This is a genomic window from Nitrospinaceae bacterium (assembly GCA_018669005.1).
Classification (GTDB): Bacteria; UBA8248; UBA8248; order UBA8248; family UBA8248; genus UBA8248.
Map to the genome: position 1 here is coordinate 1 of JABJAL010000035.1, position 22284 is coordinate 22284.

The 22284-nt window shown below is 56.1% G+C and carries 20 protein-coding genes; 4 read left to right on the forward strand and 16 right to left on the reverse strand.

Annotated features, from left to right (window positions below; genetic code table 11):
• Window positions 1-981, reverse strand: a 981-nt coding sequence (locus HOJ95_05005; protein ID MBT6394043.1) for an aminotransferase class I/II-fold pyridoxal phosphate-dependent enzyme, incomplete at its 3' end; no start/stop codon positions are given.
• Window positions 982-1385: 404 nt separating this feature from the next.
• On the opposite strand from HOJ95_05005, the gene HOJ95_05010 reads away from it, so the two are divergent.
• Window positions 1386-2273, forward strand: coding sequence for a dienelactone hydrolase family protein (locus HOJ95_05010; protein MBT6394044.1), 888 nt, complete (start codon window positions 1386-1388; stop codon window positions 2271-2273).
• A gap of 155 nt (window positions 2274-2428) precedes the next feature.
• Here the strand turns inward: HOJ95_05010 and HOJ95_05015 are convergent, their stop codons facing one another.
• The 4 genes from HOJ95_05015 to HOJ95_05030 all read right to left on the reverse strand — a co-directional run bounded on the left by HOJ95_05015 (window position 2429) and on the right by HOJ95_05030 (window position 5275).
• Entirely contained in the window at window positions 2429-2623 is a 195-nt protein-coding gene (locus HOJ95_05015) for a hypothetical protein (protein MBT6394045.1), read from the reverse strand.
• Between the two features lie 395 nt (window positions 2624-3018).
• Window positions 3019-3807 carry a PhzF family phenazine biosynthesis protein gene (locus HOJ95_05020; protein MBT6394046.1) on the reverse strand — a complete coding sequence of 263 codons (789 nt, stop codon included), beginning with the start codon at window positions 3805-3807 and terminating at the stop codon, window positions 3019-3021.
• 17 nt (window positions 3808-3824) lie between these two features.
• Window positions 3825-4940: a hypothetical protein gene (locus tag HOJ95_05025; GenBank protein ID MBT6394047.1), complete on the reverse strand. Its 1116-nt coding sequence runs from the start codon at window positions 4938-4940 to the stop codon at window positions 3825-3827.
• Window positions 4941-5104: 164 nt separating this feature from the next.
• Entirely contained in the window at window positions 5105-5275 is a 171-nt protein-coding gene (locus tag HOJ95_05030; protein MBT6394048.1) for a SelT/SelW/SelH family protein, read from the reverse strand.
• Between the two features lie 254 nt (window positions 5276-5529).
• On the opposite strand from HOJ95_05030, the gene HOJ95_05035 reads away from it, so the two are divergent.
• Window positions 5530-6933 (forward strand): hypothetical protein, encoded by a 1404-nt coding sequence (locus tag HOJ95_05035; GenBank protein ID MBT6394049.1) that lies wholly within the window; start codon window positions 5530-5532, stop codon window positions 6931-6933.
• Window positions 6934-6964: 31 nt separating this feature from the next.
• Window positions 6965-8161 carry an acetyl-CoA acetyltransferase gene (locus HOJ95_05040; protein MBT6394050.1) on the forward strand — a complete coding sequence of 399 codons (1197 nt, stop codon included), beginning with the start codon at window positions 6965-6967 and terminating at the stop codon, window positions 8159-8161.
• A gap of 42 nt (window positions 8162-8203) precedes the next feature.
• Here the strand turns inward: HOJ95_05040 and HOJ95_05045 are convergent, their stop codons facing one another.
• The gene (locus tag HOJ95_05045) at window positions 8204-9187 is read right to left on the reverse strand and encodes a dihydrodipicolinate synthase family protein (protein ID MBT6394051.1); all 984 of its coding nucleotides are present in this window, start codon (window positions 9185-9187) and stop codon (window positions 8204-8206) included.
• A 438-nt stretch (window positions 9188-9625) separates the two neighbouring features.
• Here HOJ95_05045 and HOJ95_05050 point away from each other — a divergent pair, with 438 nt between their 5' ends.
• A complete protein-coding gene (locus tag HOJ95_05050) occupies window positions 9626-10234 on the forward strand; it encodes a diguanylate cyclase (GenBank protein ID MBT6394052.1) in 609 nt (202 codons plus the stop codon).
• 10 nt (window positions 10235-10244) lie between these two features.
• Here the strand turns inward: HOJ95_05050 and HOJ95_05055 are convergent, their stop codons facing one another.
• The 10 genes from HOJ95_05055 to glmU form a co-directional block, all read right to left on the reverse strand.
• Window positions 10245-10931: a ubiquinone/menaquinone biosynthesis methyltransferase gene (locus HOJ95_05055; protein MBT6394053.1), complete on the reverse strand. Its 687-nt coding sequence runs from the start codon at window positions 10929-10931 to the stop codon at window positions 10245-10247.
• 44 nt (window positions 10932-10975) lie between these two features.
• The gene (locus tag HOJ95_05060; protein MBT6394054.1) at window positions 10976-11863 is read right to left on the reverse strand and encodes a UbiA family prenyltransferase; all 888 of its coding nucleotides are present in this window, start codon (window positions 11861-11863) and stop codon (window positions 10976-10978) included.
• A complete protein-coding gene (locus HOJ95_05065) occupies window positions 11856-13319 on the reverse strand; it encodes a menaquinone biosynthesis decarboxylase (protein ID MBT6394055.1) in 1464 nt (487 codons plus the stop codon). The genes HOJ95_05060 and HOJ95_05065 overlap by 8 nt, the downstream gene beginning before the upstream one ends.
• 20 nt (window positions 13320-13339) lie before the next feature.
• Entirely contained in the window at window positions 13340-13624 is a 285-nt protein-coding gene (gatC, locus tag HOJ95_05070) for an Asp-tRNA(Asn)/Glu-tRNA(Gln) amidotransferase subunit GatC (protein MBT6394056.1), read from the reverse strand.
• 83 nt (window positions 13625-13707) lie between these two features.
• Window positions 13708-16041 carry a UvrD-helicase domain-containing protein gene (locus tag HOJ95_05075; GenBank protein MBT6394057.1) on the reverse strand — a complete coding sequence of 778 codons (2334 nt, stop codon included), beginning with the start codon at window positions 16039-16041 and terminating at the stop codon, window positions 13708-13710.
• Window positions 16038-16826, reverse strand: a complete 789-nt coding sequence (locus HOJ95_05080) for a hypothetical protein (GenBank protein MBT6394058.1) — start codon at window positions 16824-16826, stop codon at window positions 16038-16040. Before HOJ95_05080 ends, HOJ95_05075 begins: the two co-directional genes overlap by 4 nt.
• Window positions 16827-16843: 17 nt before the next feature.
• Complete coding sequence (locus tag HOJ95_05085; GenBank protein ID MBT6394059.1) at window positions 16844-18778, reverse strand: hypothetical protein; 1935 nt, start codon at window positions 18776-18778, stop codon at window positions 16844-16846.
• 16 nt (window positions 18779-18794) lie between these two features.
• A complete protein-coding gene (gene glmS / locus HOJ95_05090) occupies window positions 18795-20618 on the reverse strand; it encodes a glutamine--fructose-6-phosphate transaminase (isomerizing) (protein ID MBT6394060.1) in 1824 nt (607 codons plus the stop codon).
• Window position 20619: 1 nt separating this feature from the next.
• Window positions 20620-21825 (reverse strand): NTP transferase domain-containing protein, encoded by a 1206-nt coding sequence (locus HOJ95_05095; GenBank protein MBT6394061.1) that lies wholly within the window; start codon window positions 21823-21825, stop codon window positions 20620-20622.
• Between the two features lie 105 nt (window positions 21826-21930).
• Window positions 21931-22284 (reverse strand): bifunctional UDP-N-acetylglucosamine diphosphorylase/glucosamine-1-phosphate N-acetyltransferase GlmU (gene glmU, locus HOJ95_05100; GenBank protein ID MBT6394062.1); only part of this gene is annotated, 354 nt, incomplete at its 5' end.

The window sequence follows — 22284 nt, forward strand, 5'->3', positions numbered from 1 at the left end:
CCCGGTCGGCTTAGCCACCGTCATGCCCTCGATGGATTTTAGGCCCTCGTACATGACCTTCGAGCGCTCAGTGAAGGCGTTGAGCATCTCATCAACCGGGCCCTGGTCATCGGCAAGCCCCGCCGCCGCGCCGTGCTGAATGAACGTGTTGACACACACGGTCGTGTACTGGCGCACTCGGAGCATGTGGCGCGTGAGTTCGGGACTCGCAATTGTCCAGCCGAGTCGCCAACCGTCCATACTGTAAACTTTCGAGAACCCGTTGATGATAATGGTGCGCTCGGCCATGCCAGGTTGCGAGAAAATACTCGGGGCACAGACACCCTCGTGATAGATGCGTGCGTAAATCTCATCCGACATGACGAGGAGATTGTGCTTTTTCGCAAGCGCGGCGAGTTTTGCAAGCTCCGATTCGGGTACCGTCGTCCCTGTGGGATTACTCGGCGAGGTGATGCAGATCATTTTTGTTTTCGGGGTAATGACTTTCTCAACATCAGAAGCCAGGAGGGCAAAATCGCTCTCCTCCTTTGTCGGCACCTCGATTGCCACCCCGCCCGCAAGCGAGACGATGGATTTATAGTGATGCCAGTTTGGGTCCGGGATGATCACCTCGTCCCCCGGATTCACGAACGCCATAATCGAGCAAAGAATCCCCTCGTTCGCCCCGCTCATGACAATCGTCTGAGTGTCCCAGGCCACCTCGACACCAGTATCTATCTGGGTGCGCTCGGCAATGGCTTTTCGAAGAGGGGGTATCCCCATCGAGGGCGCGTAGTGAACGTCCCCGCGCTCAAGCGATGCCGCCGCCGCCGCCTTGATGTTAGCCGGTGTGTCAAAATCAGAGCGGCCAATCTGCCAGTGGATAACGTCACGCCCCTCGGCCACGAGGGCGTTCACTTTGTCGAAGACTGCTCTGATGCCCGAAAAGGGGACATCGAAAATCCGTTTTGCCGCAATCGCATCGGTGTCGAAACTCGCCATGAAACTCCTCCGGTTTTTAAAATCAATGACCTGGGCCAGATCTCCCCCGTCTCTTTGGCCCCTTCATTTTATCGTGCGGACAGTGATTTATAACGGGAGGGGGAGGATGGTGCAAGGGGCGGGCTTCCCTTAAGAGAACCAAGAATACCGGCACCAAGCACTCCTGCCGCGCAACGATACCTAGCGGGCAATGAGCCCAATTGGGGGTAGCACAGGCAACTCACCGCAACATGTCGCACATATTAGGACTTTAAAATATTATTATCTAAATACAATAAAAACAACGACTACCCCTTAACTTACTATTGAAATTCAGGGAATAGATACCCCATACTAGGCGTTCCTTTTAAAAGACCAAATCTCAATGCCGCTTTTATAAACCGCGCAGAACAAGGAGCAATTGCATGGAACGCAAGACCGCAAATGAATTTGACCAAGAAGTACTGGATCTTTTCGATGAGTATGTTCATGGGGACATCGAAAGAAGGGATTTTCTCTCCCGGGCAGGAAAATTCGCCGTAGGCGGGCTCACCGCCGTAGGCCTGCTCGAAATGCTCCAGCCCGATTACGCACTCGCCAAGCAGATTGAGGAAAACGACCCGCGCATCAAGGGCGCGACGATCAAGTATCCCTCGCCCAAAGGCCATGGCTCAATTAATGGCTACCTCGTTCGGCCCGCCGCTGGCGGCAAGCGCGGAGGCGTTGTTGTCGTCCACGAGAATCGCGGCCTCAACCCCTACATCGCCGATGTGGCCCGGCGGGTAGCCGTCGCCGGCTTCACCGCCCTTGCGCCCGATGGCCTCACCCCGCTAGGCGGATATCCCGGCAACGATCCCGAAGGCAAGGTGATGCAGCGCAAGCTCGACAAAGGAAAATTGCTCTCGGACTTCATCGCCGCCCATGATTATCTCAAGGTCGATTCCAGTTCCAACGGCAAAATCGGCGTGGTCGGCTTCTGCTATGGCGGAGGCGTGTCCAACGCCATGGCCGTGCGCCTGCCCGAGCTTGCCGCCGCCGCGCCGTTCTATGGTCGCCAGCCCAAGACCGACGATGAGGTGGCCAAAATAAAAGCCCCGCTCCTGATTCACCTCGGCGAGCTCGACAAAAGGGTCAACGCGGGGTGGCCTGCCTATGAGGCACGGCTCAAAAAGTTTGGCAAAAAATACACCGCGCATATCTATGCGAATGCCAACCACGGATTCCACAACGACACGACACCACGCTACGACAAAGCCTCGGCGGAGCTCGCCTGGGGCCGGACGATCGATTTCTTTAAGGCCAATCTCGGCTAGGCGGTCTCAAGCGACCATATGAGCTTGATGAAGTAGTTAGTCTAAAAAAACGCCCCTTGGTTTATGCCGGAGGGCGTTTTTAGATGGCGCTGAGGTGGGGCGGTTCATATCCATAAAACAAAAATCAACGGAACAATCAGTCAAAAATTTTTGGGCTAGACAAGAATGTCGACTCCGTGCGGGCTTTGGAGCGAGTTCGCGGCGGAGAGGACACCCAACACCCTCTCATCCACCAACTGTTTGCTATTCGAGAGCTGGGCCACGAGGGATCGTCCACTCGCCACGGCTCCCACTATCCGGGGAGGCCTCTGGCCTTGTCCGACGGCAAGAATGAGATTTGCATCAGCCACTGTAACCCCCTCCACCCAGCGAAGATGACCCGCACCCGCGCTTAACTCCAAAATTCCGCGTTTCACGATTGCAAACGGCTTAACCCGTATTTTCTCTTTTTTTAGATTGTACCCAATAACATGAGTCAGGGAAAGGAGAGAATCTCATAGCCCTAGTTCTGGCCGGTTGAGTGCCTTGGCGGTGGGTTCAGCTGGTGAATTTTTCATTCAGATAACGTTAACGACTGATACATCTCAATCTGCTTACGGTCTTTTGAGAGGGCAGCACTGAGATATTGCGCCAGGATTGCTATTAAAAATCGTGATTGGAGATAAGACAAAAATTCTCAGGGGTGGGGATTGGTCATGCATGTCTGGCTTTAAGTAGTCCAAAGCTGGGACCCCTACAAGGTTCCCTACCCCACCTCGCCCCTTAACACCGTCACGGCCTGGCCACCCAGAATCACGCGATCATCCTGAACGCGGCAGCGGACGACCCCGCCCCTCGGCGATGCCTGATAGCCGATGAGTTCGGTTTTGTGGAGGCGCTCTCCCCAGAAAGGGGCCAGGGCGCAATGGGCCGAGCCCGTGACCGGATCTTCATTGATGCCGTGGCCGGGGGCGAAAAAGCGCGAGATAAAATCATATTCGGGCCTATCCGAGCGGGCGGTGACAATAACGCCTCTTGTATCGACCCGCGCGAGGAGAGGAAAATCCGGCGCAAGGCCGCGAAGGGTCTCGGCGGAATCGGCCCCGACCATATAATCGAAAGGCGTTCTGCCAACATAGCGGGGGGTGATGCCGAGCCCTTCAATTAGCTCATCAGGGGGGGCGGCGCTTTTCACCTCGGCAGCAGGAAAATCCATCTCGATCCAATCGCCCACTTTTGTGCAGGTGAGCAGACCGCTTTTCGTGTGGAACCGCGCAGGCGCATCTTCCGCGAGGCGCCCGGTTTCCCATAATGCGTGCGCCGCCCCAAGTGTCGCGTGGCCGCACAAATCAACCTCGGCGGCCGGGGTGAACCACCTTAAATTGAACCCGTCCTCAAAGGGATAAACGTAGGCGGTCTCGGAGAGATTCATCTCCATCGCCAGCGCCTGCATCCACCCCTCCCTGGCAGGGGCCTCCAGCAAACATATCGCCGCCGGATTTCCGGCAAAGGGCCGATCAGCAAACGCATCAACCTGAATTAGTGGATGGAGCATAGCAAGCCTGTTAATTATCAGTCTAGTTTTTCTCGAATAGCATTTTCAATACGAACAATATAGGACAACCCCAATATATATGTTTCCGCCATTCCTTCAATTGTTCTTTCGGTATGATGAATAGACCTATCCAAAACTCGGCTAATTCCCTTCAAACCTTCCATAGATTTTTGGGCGAACTCCGCACTTTCTACTGCCTGCCCCACACCCTTCTTGCTATCAATAATTGCGGACAACAAACCCTCCACTTCTTTCCTATCACCATCTGTTTTAATATTAAGTTTCTTTAGTACCGGCTCAAAGTTACCTATATAGTGTTCCCACAATTCATGAAATTCAGGTAAGATTGAATCAACTTCTCTTGAGTATTGATTCATATCCGAAGACATTAAAAGCATTAACTGCTGGAGTTGTCTCGCCCCACCTGACTTTTCTGAATTAAGTTGAGTAATTTGTTCAGTATGTTTTTCGATATTTTCTGACAATACAGTACTTTTTTCACTGATGTCGTTCATCAGTAGAACTATCTGCCCCATTGACTCTTCAGCTTCTACTTCCAAGTCAAGCCAACCCAACTCCCCTTCTTCTTCAGTTAACAAACTATTCTTTCCTTCACTTTCTTCGTCTGTCTCTATTTTCAAATAACTTCCATCAACATCATTTCCCACCGAAGGAATATTTTCTAGAAAATCACTAACTGGGTTCCCGAATTTCATTGAACCGTCCATACATTGCTTTGCAATTTCAGTTAGCTTTTCTTGAAATTTTTCCGCTTCATTAAAATGGGTGGAATAAGTTATCACTCTATAGGAACGCAGATCAAAAGGAACATCGTCAATAGACTGAGCAATTAATACTGTTGGTTTTGAAAAAGCATGAGCAATTCCCAACTCATACATAACATTAGGATTCATAGTGGTCATATCTGCAATTACAAGGTCAGCCTTTGAAATATTTCTGATAATATTTTTTAAAATATTTTCTTGATCTAAAGCACTGTCAGCTCTATTAACACTAAAACAATTTCCTTCTAATGTTGGAACTATCAATTTTGAAAAAACTGCATCAAATTCAGGATCGAAAGGCATCAACACGAAAACAAAAAATTCCGACTCATTCTCATGTTCAGGCATTCAAGAACCCTTCCTCATGAAGAGCTACACATCAACTCGAATATCATACGATACAATATACAACACGACCAAATCATTTTCATATTCTACGCAACGCACCTAGAGATTTCACCGTGGTGATGGGCTAGCGTTTACAACGGCAGTCAGAGGTGAAAGAGGGCGGCTCATCCCCCGTTTTCACCGATCATGCGGATAATGTCGGCGCTCTCGGGCCAGGTGCCTTGCTCCAGGTGAGAAAAAACAAGTTTACCATCGAGTGCCACCTCAAACGCACCGATGCGGCTTTTGCCGTCCTCGTTGCCGACGATCTCGATGCCGGGATACGCAGCTTTCACGTCTTGAGCTAACTGCTCAAATTGAGGCTTATAGTTTCACCTCTGTCAGTACTCAACATGCATTTTCATAAAATCGCACTCTCCTTGAATTAGAATATAAAAGCAGCCCCCCCTGATGCGACCCTGAAATCATACCCGAGAGCGCTTGGCGGGGGAATTCGTCTGGCCCCGAGGGGGCTTGACTTTAAGGCCTCGGGAGCGAAAATGACGCCTCTATCGGGACTTCATCATTACTTTTAACACCTGGAGCGAACATGGCCGGAATCATCAGCGCGGGGGCGCATATCCCCTTCTACCGCCTTGAGGGCACCACCGTCCGGGAGGTATGGGGTGCGGGAAATCCCAAGGCATCGCGGCCCATAGCGGGCATGGATGAGGACACTATCACCATGGGGGTCGAGGCCCTCATCAATGCAGGGGGTTGGGGCGGCATCAACGTTGACGCCCTTTATTTTGCCTCAACAAGCGCCCCGTATGCCGAAAAATCAAACGCGGCGGTTGTCGCTGCGGGGGCAGACCTCCCAGCGAGCGCCTTCACGGCGGACATGGGTGGCTCCCTTCGGGCCGGAACGAGCGCACTTCGTGTAGCACTCGACGCTGTGAAGGCGGGCTCTGCGAAAAAGGCGGCGGTGATTGCCTCGGAGATTCGCCCGACACAGCCAGGAAGCCCGGACGAGCTTGCGCTCTGCGATGGGGCGGCGGCCGTTATCCTCGGCGAGGGCGACGATGTGGCCGCTGAAATCGAGGCCATTTATTCGTGGAACGAGGATTTCATTGATCGCTGGCGGATACCGGGTGAAGATAAGGTCTCGGCGGGGGACGCCAAATTCATCCTGGACTACGGCTATATCCGTCAGACGGCGGCAACGGTTGAGGGATTGCTCAAGAAAACCGGGGCAACGCGGGAGGACATCGCTCGTGTTCTCATCTATGCGCCCGATGCCCGGACCCACGCTGCCACCTGCCGAAAGCTAGGGTTTCCGGCCGAGTCATATCCCGAACAACCTCTTGTCGCACGAATGGGGGACGCTGGTGCCGCAGCGCCGCTTCTCGCTCTCGTTGAGGCGCTCCAAAATGCCGAGCCGGGAGAGCACATCCTCATCACAGGCCATGGAAGCGGCGGGGACGCCATTCTTTTGCGCGCAACGGATAAGATCGCAAAGCTCAAGGAGAACCGGGGGCCCGCATGGTCCGCCGGGCGGGCCCGGCCTATTTCGAGCTACGGGAAATACCTCAAATCAAAAGAGCTTGTTCCGGGCGAGGATCTTCGGATCTTTAGCTCACCCAGCATCCTCTGGAAAGAGGCGCGCCAGACGATGCGCCTCATGGCGGGAAAGTGCAAAAGCTGCGGCGAGCTCCAGTTTCCACGGCAGCGCGTCTGCACGAACTGCAACACCCGCGATGAGTGGGACGAGGTGAAACTCGGCCAGCGCGGGAAAATCTACACCTTCGTGCACGACCACCTGCCTCCCTCCCCCGAGGGCTACATCACCATGGCCACGGTGGACATGGAAGGCGGCGGCAGGCTTTACGGCCAGGTAACTGACTGTGATCGCGACGCCATCAGCGTGGGCGCCCAGATGGAGATGACCTTCCGCCTTCTCCACCAGGGCGCGGGATACTATAATTACTACTGGAAATTCCGGCCGGCGAGCTAGTCGCCGGATAACCGCATACGAGGAGAGAACAATGAGCCAGAGCATTGCCGGAAAGGTCGCCATCATCGGCGTCGGATCGACAAAATTTGGAGAGCTTTTCGAGCAGACCTATAACGATCTTGTCGTCGAGGCGACCTTTCAGGCCTACGATGACGCAGGGATCACCGGGAACGATATCGATGCGGCCTGGCTGGGCTGCTTTCTCCCGCTCGGATGGGGATACGACGGCACAGGGGGTCCGGCGCTTGCCGAATCTTTGAACCTTTACCCCAAGCCCGTCTCCCGGGTCTCAAACTACTGCACGACAGGGATGGAAGCGGTGCGAAACGCCGCCTTCGGCGTTGCGAGTGGAATGTACGACTGTGTGCTTGCAGTCGGGGCAGAGAAGATGCGCGAGGTGCCCCCCAGGGGTAGCCTCGTCGCCCAGCATGTTGAAAAACTTCATCCCCTCTTTGGAAAAGGGCGCACCGCGCCGGGCAGCTTCGCGATTTTGGCGACGCGCTATTTTGAAGAATTTGGCGCGGGCAAAGAAGATCTTGCCGAGGTGGCGGTGAAGAATCATTACCATGGCAGCCTGAACCCCAAGGCCCATTTCCGCAAAGAGATCACAATTGAGCAGGTCATGAAGGCCCCGCCCGTGACGGAGCCTCTCGGGCTTTATGATTGCTGCCCGACGACGGACGGCGCAGCGGCCGTGATTCTCTGCCGGGCTGATATTGCAGAAAAGCGCTTCGGGAAAAAAGACTACGTACTCATCGACGGGATGGGCCTTTCGTGCGCGAATGGTTATATCAACACCCAGTTTGATCCGAAATTCAGCTTTCTGGGCTTTGAGGCTACCACCGAGGCCTCACGCCAGGCCTATGAGCAGGCAGGCATCACGAACCCGCTAGAGGAAATAGATGTCGCCGAGGTCCACGACTGCTTCACAATTACCGAGATTCTCAACTACGAGGATTTGGGTTTTGTGAAAAAAGGAGAGGGCCCGGATTTCGTCAAAAGCGGCGCGAGCAGGTTGGGCGGCGAGCTTCCGGTGAACACTTCGGGCGGACTCAAGAGCTGCGGCCATCCAATTGGCGCGACCGGGGCGCGGGTTATCGCGAACCTCTCGGAGCAGCTTTTAGACCGCTGCGGCGAGCGGCAGGTAAAGGGCGCCAAGCGGGCCCTGGGCCACACACTAGGCGGCCCCGGCTCGGTTTCGAGCGTGTTTGTGTTGAGTAAGAATTAAAAAAATAAGAAAATTGCAGCCGCAGGAACGGGGCGGGGGTGTCTAGGACACTCCCGCCTTTGCTTTTTGAATCAACCCCACGCGTTCGAGGTCGGAGCGGAGAGATTCTTTTTCCTCGTCCGTGAGTTCCACCACAGGCGGCCTTACCGGGCCGCCCGCCATCCCGATCAATTCCATCCAGGTCTTCATTGCGCTCTGGGACATGTTCCCCTTCCGCCAAGGATCGAGGATCCACTTGGCGTTCACCTTGCGAATCTCTCCCAAGCTGGCCGATATCTTGGCGGCATTCGCCACATCTCCGGCAAAAACGTAGTCGGTGTACTCCTTAATCGGGAGACAACCTGCGACCTGGTACATGTGCGGGGTGTAGGTGAGCAACCAGCGATGGCCAAGCTGGGTCATGTTGTGGAACCAAACGGTTTCGTCCGCCACACTGACATTGATCGCGTCGCCCACGGCGTCAAGAATACTGAGCGTGGTGTTGGGATTGAGATCGGCCTGCTTCATCCCGCAAAGGTTGGGAATCTTCACGAGCTCCCCGGCCAACTCGGAGCTAATCGGATAGGTCGCCCCCGGCGAGTTAAACATCACCAGACCAATATCGACCCGGTTGGCAATGTAGTGAAAAAACTCAAGAACGGACCTGTCATTGTTCGAGGCAATATACGGGGTGAGTATGATCGCAAAATCGCAGCCGATATCCTGTGCATGCTGCGTCAGAGCCAATGCCTCCTTGGCCGACTGGTGATGGGTTCCAGCCATCAGGGGCACCCTGCCCGCCGTTGCCTCAAGCATCACCTCTTGGGCACGTTTTCGCTCCTCCAGGGGCATTGACCAGAACTCGGCCACGTTGCCGTCGCTGTAGTGACCATCTACCTGAAGATCGTCGATAACAATATCCACGTTTTTTTTGATGGCAGTCTCATCAAGGGCATCGTCTTCAGTGAAATGGTATGGAAGAGAGGTCCAGATACCCCGAAGAGTTTCTTTCGCGTATTCCTTCGCCTCACCTTTTGAGTATTTCATGATGCCCCATCTCTCCTAATTTTTTTCAGTTAGTATCTTGTAGCCCCTGGAGACTACCAGCTAAACTTGCCCGCCTCCATCGATCCCCATGATGCGCAGCCCCCATTCCCTCCCTCTTTGAGATCCTCTATTCGTAAATCTAAAGAGCAATTGGCCCGAAACGACAAAATGACAAATTGTCTTATTCCATCGGAAGGATCGTCAATTTTTACCCCCCTGTGGAGAAAATTACCGCCACAAGCGTTAAAAAATATTCATCACAAGAAATTAAATTTTATTTTTCCCATATGAAATCATCGTTACAAATCCAGTCATTAGAGTGACTTTCCCCATCTATAAAATTCACAGAGCATCACAAATTTCAAAAGATTTACTGGCACGAGGATTGCATTCTAATTTAACAGGACCGGTGTCTTGAATCCTAGGGGGGATTCGAAGGTGCAAAATACGAGTTCTGAGCACCGCCAGATATGCCTGCCTGAAGATGCACCAAATAAGGAATACGGAAACATGATTGAAAACTACGGGAGCAAATGGCTCAACCTCGTGGATGAGGATAGCGGCCTCTATAATCGCCTATACCTGATCCATTATCTCAACGAAACATTTGCTCGCTCGCTTCGGTACGGGACGCCCGTCTCGTGCCTGTTAATCAAAAGCAAATGGTGGGGAAAGAGCGTAGATATCTTGCCGGATGGAGAATTTGCCGTCTCGGCCCTTCAGGTTCTAGCCAGCTTTCTTGCCCGTAATGTGCGCGAAGGAGATATTCTCGGACGATGGTCAACGGATGAATTCCTTCTCGTGGCAGCGAACACATCTATCGAAGGAATGAATTCGTTCACGAGCATCCTTTCCGAAAAAAGAGAGATGGTCGAACTCGAGGGTCTGCCGGATGTAACATTATCGATTCATGCTGGTACTGCGGGGCTTCCCGGCGACAAGGAATTTGTCCGCTATGCCGAGGCGATGCCGCTGCTCGCTCGCGAGCGGCTGGCACCTATCTTCAAAATCGGACGCCTCTCCAATCAAGGATCAAGCGAGAAATGATAATGGGCGATTACGGCGCACGCTCTGCGGAATAGACATTAACGATACCACCCGTCATGGGGCGGCTGCGCGCACCAGTGAGGCCAGCCTCATGAAACATGTGGCACATAACGTCAGGCGGAGGAAAGTCCGAGACCGTCGATGGCAAGTAAGAGTAGGCCGTCTTATGCCCCGAAACGAGCCGCCCCGCCACCGGCAACACCCATCCGAAATAAATCCGGTAGATTAAGCCGAACAGGCCGTCCGGGGTTCCAAACTCAAGCACAACCAATCGCCCGCCCGGCCTAAGCACCCGGCACATCTCACGCAAGCCCGCAGCCCGATCCTCCAGATTGCGAATCCCAAAGGCGATAATCGCCCCGTCAAAGGTGGCATCCTCAAATGGCAACGAGAGTGCATCCGCCTGAAGAAAACCGATGCCCGCCCCTTTTTCCTGTGCCTTCCTGCGGCCAATGGCCAGCATCGGAAACGCCAGGTCTGCCCCCGTTATCTCGACATCTCTTTCGCCACCAAGACGCCGCCGAACGGCAAGAGCCACATCCCCTGTTCCCGTTGCCAGGTCGAGAAGGCGCGCAGGGCTTCCCCAAGCAAGGCCATCCAGTAGCAAGCCAATCGCCGCCCGTCGCCAGATACGGTCAATCCCAAAGCTCAAAAGTCGATTCAGAAGATCATAGGTAGGCGCGATATCCGAGAACATCTCGCGAACGCGCTCGCGTTCAATCCGTTCGGGCACCACCCTGTTCACCGGCCCGCGAGAAAAACATCAGCAAGCGCGCCCGCCGAAACAATCACCGACACCCAGGCATTAATGTTGAAAAACGAAAGGTCAACGCGGCGCAAATCCCCCGGGCGCACCACCCAGTGCTCCCAGATTAAAAGTGCCCCTCCTGCCGCAAGACCCGTCCAGTAGAGCGCGCCAAGGCCCGCCTCCCGGCCAGCCAGGAAAAGAAACACCACGGTTCCAACATGCGCAGCCGCCGAGGCAATAAGCGCCCCGTGAAGGCCAAGTAAGCGAGGGAAAGAAAATAAATTTTTCGATTTGTCGAAATCAAGATCAAGGCAGGCATAAATCATATCGAAACCTGCCACCCAAAGTGCAACCCCGATAAAAAGAAACACCGGAACCCACCCCAGCTCGCCCCGCACGGCAACCCAAGCCCCTGCTGGCGCCGCGCCAAGAACCAGACCCAGAAAAATATGGGTAAACGAGGTGAAGCGCTTCGAGTAGCTATAGAGAACGATCACGCCCACGACAACGAACGAGAGCATAAAGGCCAGCGGATTGAGCATCCAGGCCGAAAAGACGAACAATCCGGCAAAGACGAGCATCAACCCCCATATACGCCCTGAGGCCAATAATCCTTGAAACTCGGCCCGATCCTCAGTTCTTGGATTATCTGGATCAAGATCGCGGTCGGCAAATCGGTTGAGCGACATGGCGAAATTTCGCGCCCCCACCGCCGCCACAACCATCCAGAAAAGCGCCCTGGCCGGAGGCATCCCCCCCGCCGCGAGCGCGCCGCCCATCAAAACAAAAGGCAGGCCAAAAATAGTGTGTTCAAACTTCACCATCCTCATGAACTGGCGAAGCGCCGCTCCGATGCCGCCCCCTTGCGCCTCCTCAGCCATCAAGGCCGTACTCCTTCCAGCGCCGGGTAACTTTCTCTTGGATATCATCGCTCATGACAATCTCGCCCGGCCATTCGCGCTCGAAACCCTCTTCCGCCCATTTCTTCGTGCCGTCCACCCCTACCTTGCTCCCGATGTGGAGCCGCTGGGAGGCATGCTCAAGCGCGTCAACCGGCCCGTCCACAAAAACAAGGTCCCGCCGGGGGTCGATACTTCCTAACACCTTCCAGGCCACCTCGCTCGTATCGTGCACGTCCACATCCTCATCGACGATGACGATGCACTTGGCCAGCGACATCTGACCCATTCCCCAGAGCGCAAACATAACCTTCCGCGCGTGGTAGGGATATGACTTTCGAATCGAGACGATGACCATGTTATGAAACACACCCTCGGCAGGCATGTGCACATCCACTATCTCGGGAAGCTGCATCTTCATCAGCGGCAGGAATATGCGACCCGTCGCCCCGCCCAGCCAGTAGTCCTCCATCGGCGGCTTGCCAACGATGGTGGTCGGGTAAATCGCCTCGCGCCGCCGCGTGATGGCTGTCACGTGAAATACCGGATAATCATCGGCCAGCGAGTACCAGCCCGTGTGGTCACCAAAGGGGCCCTCCCGTCGGAGCACCCCCGGCTCTAGATACCCCTCAATTACGATGTCCGAATCCGCCGGAACCTCAACGTCCACAGTCTTGCACTTGACCAAATTCACGCTTTTTCGCCTGAGAAAACCGGCCAGCGTCATCTCGTCGATCCCGGGCGGCAGCGGCGCACTCGCCGCGTAGGCGTATACGGGATCACCGCCCAAGGCGACAGCCATCTCCATCCGCTGACCCATGGCCGTGCTCTCGCGGGCATTCTGCGCCCCATCATGATGAAGGTGCATATGCATCCCGGCCGTAGTCGAGTCGAAAAACTGAATCCGGTACATGCCAACATTTCGCCGGCCTGTTCTGGGATTGCGCGAATGAACGTGGGGAAGTGTGATGTAGCGGCCGCCATCCTCGGGCCAGCATTTGATGGCAGGGATCGAAAACAGGTCGGGATTTTCAGTCTCGACAATTTCCTGGCAAGGGGCCGAAGTCACCGATTTGGGCGAGAACGAAGCGAGCCGCGCCAACTTGGGAAGCATCTTCACCTTCTCGACGATGCCCTCGGGCGGCTTGATTTCAAGAAGCTCGGCTATCTCTCCGGCCACCGCATCGAGGCTCTCAATACCAAGCGCCATCTCCATCCGCTTCTCGGACGCATAGGCATTGATAAGGACAGGCACATCATAGCGGGTGCCGTCGGGTGCCATGGGTGATTCAAAAAGAAGGGCCGGCCCTCCCGATTTCACACTGCGATCGGCAATTTCAGTAATTTCAAGCTCGATATCCACCGGCGCGGAAATACGGCGCAACTCTCCGGCGCTCTCCAGATCGGCGACGAAGTTTTTTAGGGAGTCGTATGCCATGGGCCGTCCGCGAGGAGGCGCTATTCGATGACTTTCGGGACGCGGAAATGGCCCCGGTCAAAGTCGGGGGCCATCTGCTCCATCCCCTCGATGGGAGTTGTGTCGACGGCATCTTCCCGGAATACGTTGGTGATATCGAGAACGTGGGCCGTCGGAGGAACCCCCTCGGTGTCGAGCTCATTCAACTTCGAGATGTACCCGAGAATTTTGTCGAGCCGGCCAGTGATCTTTTCGATCTCATCCTCACTGAGTTCCAGCCGGGCCAGCTGCGAGACATGTAGTACATCCTCGCGTGAAATCGCCATTCGGATTACCTCCTGAATCGGTTATACCTTCGGGGTTTCACTGGCGTCAACGCCGCCTCACTGCAAACCATCTGAGGGCCGGGCTATCCTTCCCCGGCTGGCGATAGATTCGCATGCTGAAGAACCAGCTTTTTCACCCCCACCTGCTCGAAATCAATGGTGACTGTCGCCCGCTCGCCCACTCCATTTCGCTCGGTGATCAATCCCTCTCCGAATTTTGCGTGTCGAACACGCGCACCAGGGGCATACGGGCCAAGCGCCTTGTCGGGAACCTTTGATTCAGTTTGCCTGATCTTAGCGGGCGTTTTCTTCGAGAGACCACCCTTGGAAGAACTGTCCGGGTAGCGCTCCCATGAGCCCCCGCTGCGTCCGCCCCGAGAGCGGCGACCCTCGAAACGGCCGGGTGAGACAGGGGCTGCGGGCGGCGCCTCAAAAACAATCAGATCATCACCGAGCGAGCTTAGAAAGCGGCTGGGCCGGGCCTCCCAGCTTCCCGAGCCGTTTTCGGGGCGGCGCTCAACCGCATAGGAGAGCAACAAAATCTTTTTCGCACGCGTCATTCCCACATAAAGTAGCCGCCGCTCCTCTTCCAGCGATTCGGGCTCATCAATAGAGCGCCCATGTGGAATAAGACCATCCGACACCCCGGCCATCGCGACCGCCTGGAATTCGAGGCCCTTGGCGGCATGCAAGGTCATGAGCGACAGGCGGCCCCCTTCCTCATCCTCCATATCGTCCGCTTCACTCGAAAGCGCCATATCCTCCATAAAACGGATCATCGCCTCGGGATCGTCAGGCTCAATCCCCTCCTCTTCCCGAATACGCACCTCGAACGCCTCGGCCGCCACCAGAAACTCACCTATCCCCTCAAGGCCGCGAGATGCGGCAGCCCGCCGCTCAACCGAGGTGGAAGTGCGTGAAGTCTCCTCTAGCCAGCGCCGGTAACCGGTGCGCTCGATAATCTCATTGAGCATGGCAACAGGGCCCAGTCGAGCGCCCGCTAGCTCGCCGAGAATGGCGATGAGTTCTTGAAGAGAGCGTCCGGCTGCGCCTGTGACGAGTCCCGAGGCCAGGGCATCCCTCGCCACGCCGATGGAAATGAGTCCGTCCTCGTCCCCGCCTGAGATCGCTAGTATCTTCGCGGGCCCGAGCCCACGAGTGGGCCGGTTGACGATGCGGGTAAAGGCGGCAGCATCGCTGGGGTTCAGCGCAGCCCGGAGATAGGCCGATAGATCCTGCACCTCGGCGCGGTCAAAAAAGCGCTGGCCCTTGACGATTTGGTAGGGAACCTTCCGGCGGCGAGCCTCCTGCTCAAGGGCGCGCGACTGGGTGTTGGTGCGATAGAAGACTGCCGCCTCGCCCCAGGGAATCGCCTCCCCGGCCCCTGCTTTGGCAAGGCGCTGGAATATCATCTGCGCCTCGACCTGGGGATCGGCCCCGGCAAAATAGAGCACAGGCTCGCCGTCTGGGTTGTTGGTGTATAAATTTTTCTCCCGGCGGCCATTGGAGCGCCTCATCACCCCGGCGGCGGCAGCAAGTATCCGGCCCGAACAGCGATAGTTTTCCTCAAGCTTAAATACGCGAGCGCCCGGAAATTCGGTCTCAAATCGCCGAATATTCTCGACCTCGGCCCCGCGCCATCGGTAGATGCTCTGATCGTCGTCTCCCACCGCGAATACGCGATGCCCCTCGCCAGCCAGAAAACGGATCAGGTGGTGCTGGACCGCATTGGTATCCTGATATTCGTCCACCAGGATTTCGGTGAACTGCGCCCGGTAGCGCTCGAGAACATCGGCATGTTTTCGAAATAGCACGAGCGGCAGGGCAAGAAGGTCGTCAAAATCCACTCCCCCTGCATCGCGGAGAAGTCTCTCATAGGGCTTAGCCAGACGGCTGGCAACCGCCTCTGCGCTGTGAGGAAACGCGTCGCTCCCTCCGGGACCTTGTCCCTCGGGGACCCGGCTGGTTTTCATGCGGCCTATCCACTCAAGAATATCTCTCGGGGGATAGCGCTCAGGATTTATCCCCTCTTTTTTCATCGCACGTTTTATTAAGGTGAGGCATTCGCCCCGACCCATCACAACAAAATCGCGTGGCACCCCCACCCGCTCATACTCGGCGCGGAGAATGCGCGCGCCAGTGGCATGAAACGTGCCAATCCAGACGCCTCGCGGACCGGCCCCCAGGGCAGTGCGCAGACGCTCTTTCATCTCGCCGGCAGCCTTATTCGTAAAAGTTATGGCAAGAATTGAGGCAGGCGATGCGCCTTGCGAGATCAGATGAAGAATGCGCTGGACGATGACGCGGGTTTTACCCGACCCCGCCCCGGCAAGAACAAGCGCAGGCCCCGGCGGGGCAAGAACCGCCTCGCGCTGCTCGGAGCTTAGGTTTTCAAGGTGCGGCTCGGGCGTGCTCATTGCTTTCTGGGCACGACTAAAGGCTTGCCGCCGCCTGCGCGGATGATGTGATTTTTCGGATAAAGACCCTTGGGGACGGTGGTGTTGGGCACTATCCAACAACCAGGCCCAAGCAGGGTTCCCGGCGAGGTGACAACGTTGCAGCCAATCTCGGTGTGCTCGCCGACGATGGCCCCGAATTTCCTCAAACCGGTGTCGACCCTCTCCCCATCAATTCTGATTTCAATGTGGCGCACATTTTTCTCTCGCTTTTCGGCCTCTGTGCGGAACTGCAAGTTAGCCAGCTTGGTTCCCGCCCCGAGGTTAGAGTCCGCCCCGAGGAGACTATCTCCCACATAGGCGAAATGTCCGGCCTCGGCATGCTCAAGAAAGGCCGAGTTCTTCACCTCGGTGGCGTGGCCGACAATGGCGCGGGGGCCTATGAGGCAGCTTCCGCGCAGGTAGGCGCCGTGGCGAAGCTCAGCATCTGCGCAAAGTATCGTCGGCCCCTTCACGACCACGCCCGGCTCAATACGCACGCCCTTCTCAATAAAAACTCCCGCGCGGGCGACCATCATCGCCCTTGGCGCCACAAAAAGCCCCTGGCTCGATATCATGCCCTCATCGACGCGCAGACCCTCAAGCGCCGCCGGGTCGGCCTCGGCTACATCCAAGGAATCGAGCGCCCCGCGCACATAGCCCTCTAGCGCCCCAATGGCATCCCATACATTGCCCACGCCCTCAAAAAGGGCGGAGTGCGGGAACTCTCCTAGTCGCGGAAAATAATCTTCAGTTGCGGTCGTCATATTTTTTTCTCTCGCATTCATCGTGCACTTGTCTCATCAAGATACCAGCGTCCAAGCTCCGCCAAGCAGAGCATACCGCCATCCTCCGAGATGAGCCCGCCCCGAAGGGCTTCCCTGCGAACACCAGCAGAACTGACCGGAGCGCCATAATCAACTACCGGGTCTCGTTCAAGCATCTCGTCCACAGCCTTAGCGTCAAGAGCGCCTTCACTCAGCCTTAAGAGAAGGGCCGCCTCGGCGCGGGCGTTGGGGTCTGCCTCATCCTTCATGCGAGGCAAAAGTGAGTTAAGCACCGCTTGGCCCACTGTATATAGCGCCGCGCGCCACGCCACAGGCCCCCGCAGGACAACACCAATCTTGCGCTCGGTGCCAGAGTTTCTCACATATATCGCAGCGGCGGGGCGGCCCTCGGAATCGTCAACCGCCAGATAGAGCACAGAGGGATCATCCTCAAGCGGCGCCCATCGGGTGGAGGTGCCATGTGGCAGATCCTTCGCCCCTGTTTCTAAGGCAGCCCGCGCGGCCTCCCAGGCCTCCCCTCCGGGCTCAAATCTTCTCCTGTCCACATGATAGGCATACAATGTTTTTTTGTATCCACGGGGAAACGGCTCGGCGAGCGTCTGATAAAATGCGCGGATATCCATATCCTCGGCAAGGCTTCCGATGGCGGCGCAGGTGTTGAGAAAACTCTTGAGCCCATCACCCACCGCAAGCAAGCGCGAGTTCCCGAAGGCGTCCGAGAGGCGACCAGGCACAATGGAGTGGCCCGATTCTTCGCCGCCCAGGGTGAAGGTGCCCTCTCCTTGCGTGGTCGCGCGAAGCAGCCACTTGTCCCCAACAGGGGTGAAGCGGACCCCGAGCCCGAACTCCGAGAGCGCCATGGCAGCCCCAGAATCGCTCTCTATTGTCAGCGCCGCCACCCCATCCTCGGGCACCTCTTCAACGGCTTTTAAAAACCCGGCCTGAAGAACCATCGCCTCATCTCCGCCCAAGACAAGCGCCCTGTCCTCGAACGGGTCATATACTGCGGTATAGGCCCTGTCTCCGTCGGCATCGAATATTCCACATACGGCAAAACCTGCTCCCGCCTTGAGATCCTCTGCCCGGGCTCGGCCCGCCTCAAACAGTCGGCACAACCCGGCATGCCCTTCGATAAAAGCAACTTCCCCGCCACCAATCGCCACACGACCCTCGAGCGCGACGACTCCCCCGCCCTCATTGACCGGGCCATCGCCCAGACGGCTCGCCTCGACTAGGCTGCGGGTGGAAAGCTCTTCGAAAATTTCAGTCGCCAGACCGCTCCACGCCCCCCGAGCCGTGTCAAGAACGATATCCCACTCCGATAGCGCTCCCTCCTGCAGCCAGCAGTTCGGCAGCGCCCGTATATAGTCAGAATAGACCACCCGAGATTCTGAGGCCGTATCTGTGCACTCGCCCGAATCGGGCGCACCCGCCACCTCGGACCAGGCAGTCTCCCAAACACGTGCGCTTAGGGCATCGTCATCCTCCGGCAGCGGCTTCATAGCCGCCGGGCCGAGAAAAATTTTAATACCGTTTTGATTTGATGGATTATGCGAGGCGGTCAGGACAATGAGCCCTGCCGCACCAACGCTGGCCATGTAAACTGCCGCCGCTGGTGTCGGCAAAACTCCCGCCACCAGTGCGTGCGCACCCGCGCGAACAACCGCGCGGGATACGATGCCGTAAAATCGCCCCTCGATATCGCGCGGATCCCAGGCGATAACAATCGCACTCGGCGAGATCAAATCCTCGGGCGCCCTTTCAAGAAGCCACCGTGCGGCGGCATAGGCGTAATGCCCAGCAAACTCCTCGGTGAACAATCCCCGCTCAACATAGGCCCGCCTGGAATCGATCCCCACAGCCAGCGGATGTTCCGTGGAAACTGCCTGCCCGCGCACACCATCGGTGCCCTGAAGACGAGGAGCCTGCATAAAAATAAACCGCTGACTAGGCTACGGTGACCGACTTGGCCAGCGAGCGGGGACGGTCTACATCCCGCTTAAGTTGAACGGCAAGGTAATAGGCGAAAAGCTGACCCGCCAGAAGATGCAGGAACGGCGCCAGGAGAGGAGAGACGCGGGGAAGCACAATCTCCTCGCTAAACAAACCCTCGACATCCTCGTCCCCCTCGAATCGGAACCCGAGAACAAACCCGCCCCGTGCCCGCACTTCCTCGGCACTGCTTCGCGTAAGGGCATGCAGTTCCTTCTCATCGGGATGGGGCATCAGGACGATGGTGTACATGTTCTCATCAATAAGGGATATGGTCCCGTGCTTCAAGAAACCAGCGCTCATCCCCTCTGCGTGAAGATAGGTCACTTCCTTCATTTTCAAGGCGCTTTCAAGCGCGCAGGGATAATAGATCCCCCGGCCCAGATAAAGCCAGTTTTTCATTTTCTGATGTCGGTTTGCGGCAGAGTGCAAAAATCCTCCGCGCTCATTCAAGACCTCAGAGAGGATATTCGATAGCTTTCCTATCTCATTCCGATAGCCAAGCGCTTCCGCCTCGCCAATGCGCCCCTCTATCACGCCAAGCTCGACAGCGGTGAGCAAAAGGACGGCAGCCTGACTCATGGCGGCTTTCGTGCTGATGACACAAATTTCGGGTCCCGACCCCTGGAGGATGGGAACATCCACCATCCGCAGCAGGCTTGAGCCCATGACATTGACGATGGCCCCGGCCCTCGCCCCTCGCTCCTTAGCGAACCGAACCGCCGTTAGCGTGTCGTAGGTCTCGCCCGACTGGCTGATGGAGATGAGAGAATCCTCCGGACCCACCTGCGCTACATGGGGGAATTCATCCGTGCTAATCGCCGAGAGGTAGCGGCCTGCAATTTGAGAAAACAGATACTGCCCTATCGCCGCGATGTAGTAGGTGGTGCCGACCCCACCCAGGAAGCACTGGCGTGACTCGTGAATGAGCTGCGCAAGCTCGACCAACTCTTCACGAGGTATGTTCAGCGTTGAAAGAATCGTCGCCGGCTGGTCATATATCTCCTTGAGCATGTAGTGGGGATCCCCGCCTCTGCGGGACATTTCCACGTCCCATTCAATCTCGGTGACGGCCTTGTTGATAGTATCCCGGCTCAAGAGATCCTTGACGACATAGCCTTGATTCGTAACCACGGCAAACTCGCCATCGTCCATAATGACAGCCTGGCGGGTGAACTCGATAAAAGCATTGAAATCCGAACCAATGTAGTTCGCATCATCGCCCAAGCCGATGATGAGTGGGCTCTCGCGCTTGGCGCAGTAAATCTGGCCAGAGGCTTTCGTTGAGATGATAGCCAGGGAGAAGGTGCCCTCTAATTCACCGAGCGCGGAGACGAAGGCGGTCTCCATGTCATCTTCATTCTTGTCAAGATACTCCCCGAGGAGATGGGCGATAACCTCGGTATCTGTGTCGGACAGAAAAACCACGCCTGAATTCTGGAGCCGTTCTCTAAGCTGGCGGTAGTTGGAGATTATTCCGTTGTGCACGACCGCAATGCGGCCCTGGGCGTCCATGTGCGGATGGGCGTTCTCCCGCGTAACACCCCCATGGGTCGCCCAGCGCGTATGGGCGATTCCAGCCAGCCCCTTCATGTCTGTCAGGTGCTCGCCCTTATTAACCTTCTCTACCGTGCCCACATTCTTTCGCACATCAATATGACCGTTTTCCTGAACAGCCATTCCGCACGAATCGTATCCCCGATACTCAAGCGCAGCGATGGAGCGATAGAGCTTTTGCGCTACGTTCGTAGAGGAAACCATACCGGCGATTCCGCACATATCAATCGCCCTCCATGGGATAGGTATGGTGATGGGGGACGATCTGCCCCGGCGCGATTACGGCGCCCGCCGCCAGGGTGTTCGACGCACCCACCTGTGCATTGTCACCGATAAATGAGCCCAGCTTGTTCGATTCAGAATCCACCAGACCCTCTTTCATGGCCAACTTTATATTCGAGCGATCCAGATTATGGTTCACCGTCATCGTACCCGAGCCGATATAGGCACTCTCGCCGACAACGCTGTCGCCGACATAGGAAAGGCGGCCAACCCTTACATTATCAAGCAAAATACAATTCTTGAGCTCAACGCCAAATCCTATGGTGCAACCCGCCCCGACCGAGGTATTGGGCCGAATCAAAACATCATTTCCAATAAAAGTTCCCTTGCCAATGAAGCAGGGACCAAATATCGAGGCACCCGATTCGATTACGACGTCTGACTCGATTCTTACGGGCCCGCGAAACTGGATCGCTCCCCGTAGTTGAACGGATCCGCTCACCCGCGCCTCGTCCCATGTACGCATCACCATCTGGTTTCCATGAAGAAGGTCCCAGGGGCGTTGCGCATCGAGCCAGGGCTCCTCCCATATGGCCGAGCGCATCCCGGTCGATGCGATGATTTCGTTGAATGACTCATCCATCTGATGTTTTTCCAAAAGATCGAATAAGCTGTAGGGCATCACGAACACGCCAGCGAGAACATAATTGCCCATTTCTTTTTGACTGGGTTTTTCCACGAGCTTATTGATGGACATGTCAGCATCGAGGTAGACGGTGCCAAAATTCTGGGCCTGAGGGGTATGGCATATGGCGGCCACCGGCTGGTTAAAGGAGCCAAACGTCTGCATGACATGGCGATAGATATTGCCCGAGGTTAGAACATCGGCATAGACAAGCAAAAATCCTTCGCCGGGCTGAAAATGATCTCTCGCCTTGCGTACTGCGTCCCGGATGTCGGAAGGATCTTGTTGGCGGACATACTGAATTGTGATCCCGTGGGCCGCACCATGGGAAAAATGGTTGATAATCTTGTCGGCGCAATGCCCCACAACCATGACGACATCAGTCACCCCGGCGGCACGCAGCTTCCCGAGCGCACTGTCCAGAAGCTTCTCGCCAGCCACGGGCAACATGGCCTTCGGGTGGGTATCGGTAAACGGGTATAGGCCGGTGCCACGACCAGCCGCTAATACAAGAGCTCTCACAGGTGACACCTTGGGAGGGTAAGCAACTGCCTCCGGCTACAGGGGCGGACAAAGGGGGCGAATAAACTTGGCCAGATTATAGCAAATTAGACAAATTTGTGCGGCCTAGCGCCCTTTATGCTGTCGGGCGGCAAAATAGGCCTCTGCCCGGGACAAATCGGCGACATCGTTGACTCCCGAGGCCTCCTCGGGCTCTGGGGCGGGAAATGCCTCTACTAAGCGGCTTTCACCCTCGGCCATAGCAGCGACATCGGTCAGATAATACTCACCCTGGTTATTTTCTGCCTGAATCCTAGGAATGGCGATGGAAAGAAATTCAAGGTCAAAAATATAAGACCCCGAGTTAATTTCCCGAATAGCTCGCTGCTCTTGTGTCGCATCGGCATCCTCGACAATTCCAAGCACCCGCCCGTCGCCACCTTGGCGAACAATTCTCCCGTAGCCGGACGGGTCATCAAC

Excerpts from the sequence above, each read along its gene's own strand:
- HOJ95_05040 (MBT6394050.1), top strand. The coding sequence starts at position 6,965 with ATGAGCCAGAGCATTGCCGGAAAGGTCGCCATCATCGGCGTCGGATCG.
- HOJ95_05085 (MBT6394059.1), bottom strand. The coding sequence starts at position 18,778 with ATGCAGGCTCCTCGTCTTCAGGGCACCGATGGTGTGCGCGGGCAGGCA.
- HOJ95_05065 (MBT6394055.1), bottom strand. The coding sequence starts at position 13,319 with ATGGCATACGACTCCCTAAAAAACTTCGTCGCCGATCTGGAGAGCGCC.
- HOJ95_05055 (MBT6394053.1), bottom strand. The coding sequence starts at position 10,931 with ATGTTCTCGGATATCGCGCCTACCTATGATCTTCTGAATCGACTTTTG.
- HOJ95_05045 (MBT6394051.1), bottom strand. The coding sequence starts at position 9,187 with ATGAAATACTCAAAAGGTGAGGCGAAGGAATACGCGAAAGAAACTCTT.
- glmS (MBT6394060.1), bottom strand. The coding sequence starts at position 20,618 with ATGTGCGGAATCGCCGGTATGGTTTCCTCTACGAACGTAGCGCAAAAG.
- HOJ95_05010 (MBT6394044.1), top strand. The coding sequence starts at position 1,386 with ATGGAACGCAAGACCGCAAATGAATTTGACCAAGAAGTACTGGATCTT.
- HOJ95_05020 (MBT6394046.1), bottom strand. The coding sequence starts at position 3,807 with ATGCTCCATCCACTAATTCAGGTTGATGCGTTTGCTGATCGGCCCTTT.
- HOJ95_05075 (MBT6394057.1), bottom strand. The coding sequence starts at position 16,041 with ATGAGCACGCCCGAGCCGCACCTTGAAAACCTAAGCTCCGAGCAGCGC.
- gatC (MBT6394056.1), bottom strand. The coding sequence starts at position 13,624 with ATGGCGATTTCACGCGAGGATGTACTACATGTCTCGCAGCTGGCCCGG.
- HOJ95_05060 (MBT6394054.1), bottom strand. The coding sequence starts at position 11,863 with ATGGCTGAGGAGGCGCAAGGGGGCGGCATCGGAGCGGCGCTTCGCCAG.
- HOJ95_05080 (MBT6394058.1), bottom strand. The coding sequence starts at position 16,826 with ATGACGACCGCAACTGAAGATTATTTTCCGCGACTAGGAGAGTTCCCG.
- HOJ95_05035 (MBT6394049.1), top strand. The coding sequence starts at position 5,530 with ATGGCCGGAATCATCAGCGCGGGGGCGCATATCCCCTTCTACCGCCTT.
- HOJ95_05025 (MBT6394047.1), bottom strand. The coding sequence starts at position 4,940 with ATGCCTGAACATGAGAATGAGTCGGAATTTTTTGTTTTCGTGTTGATG.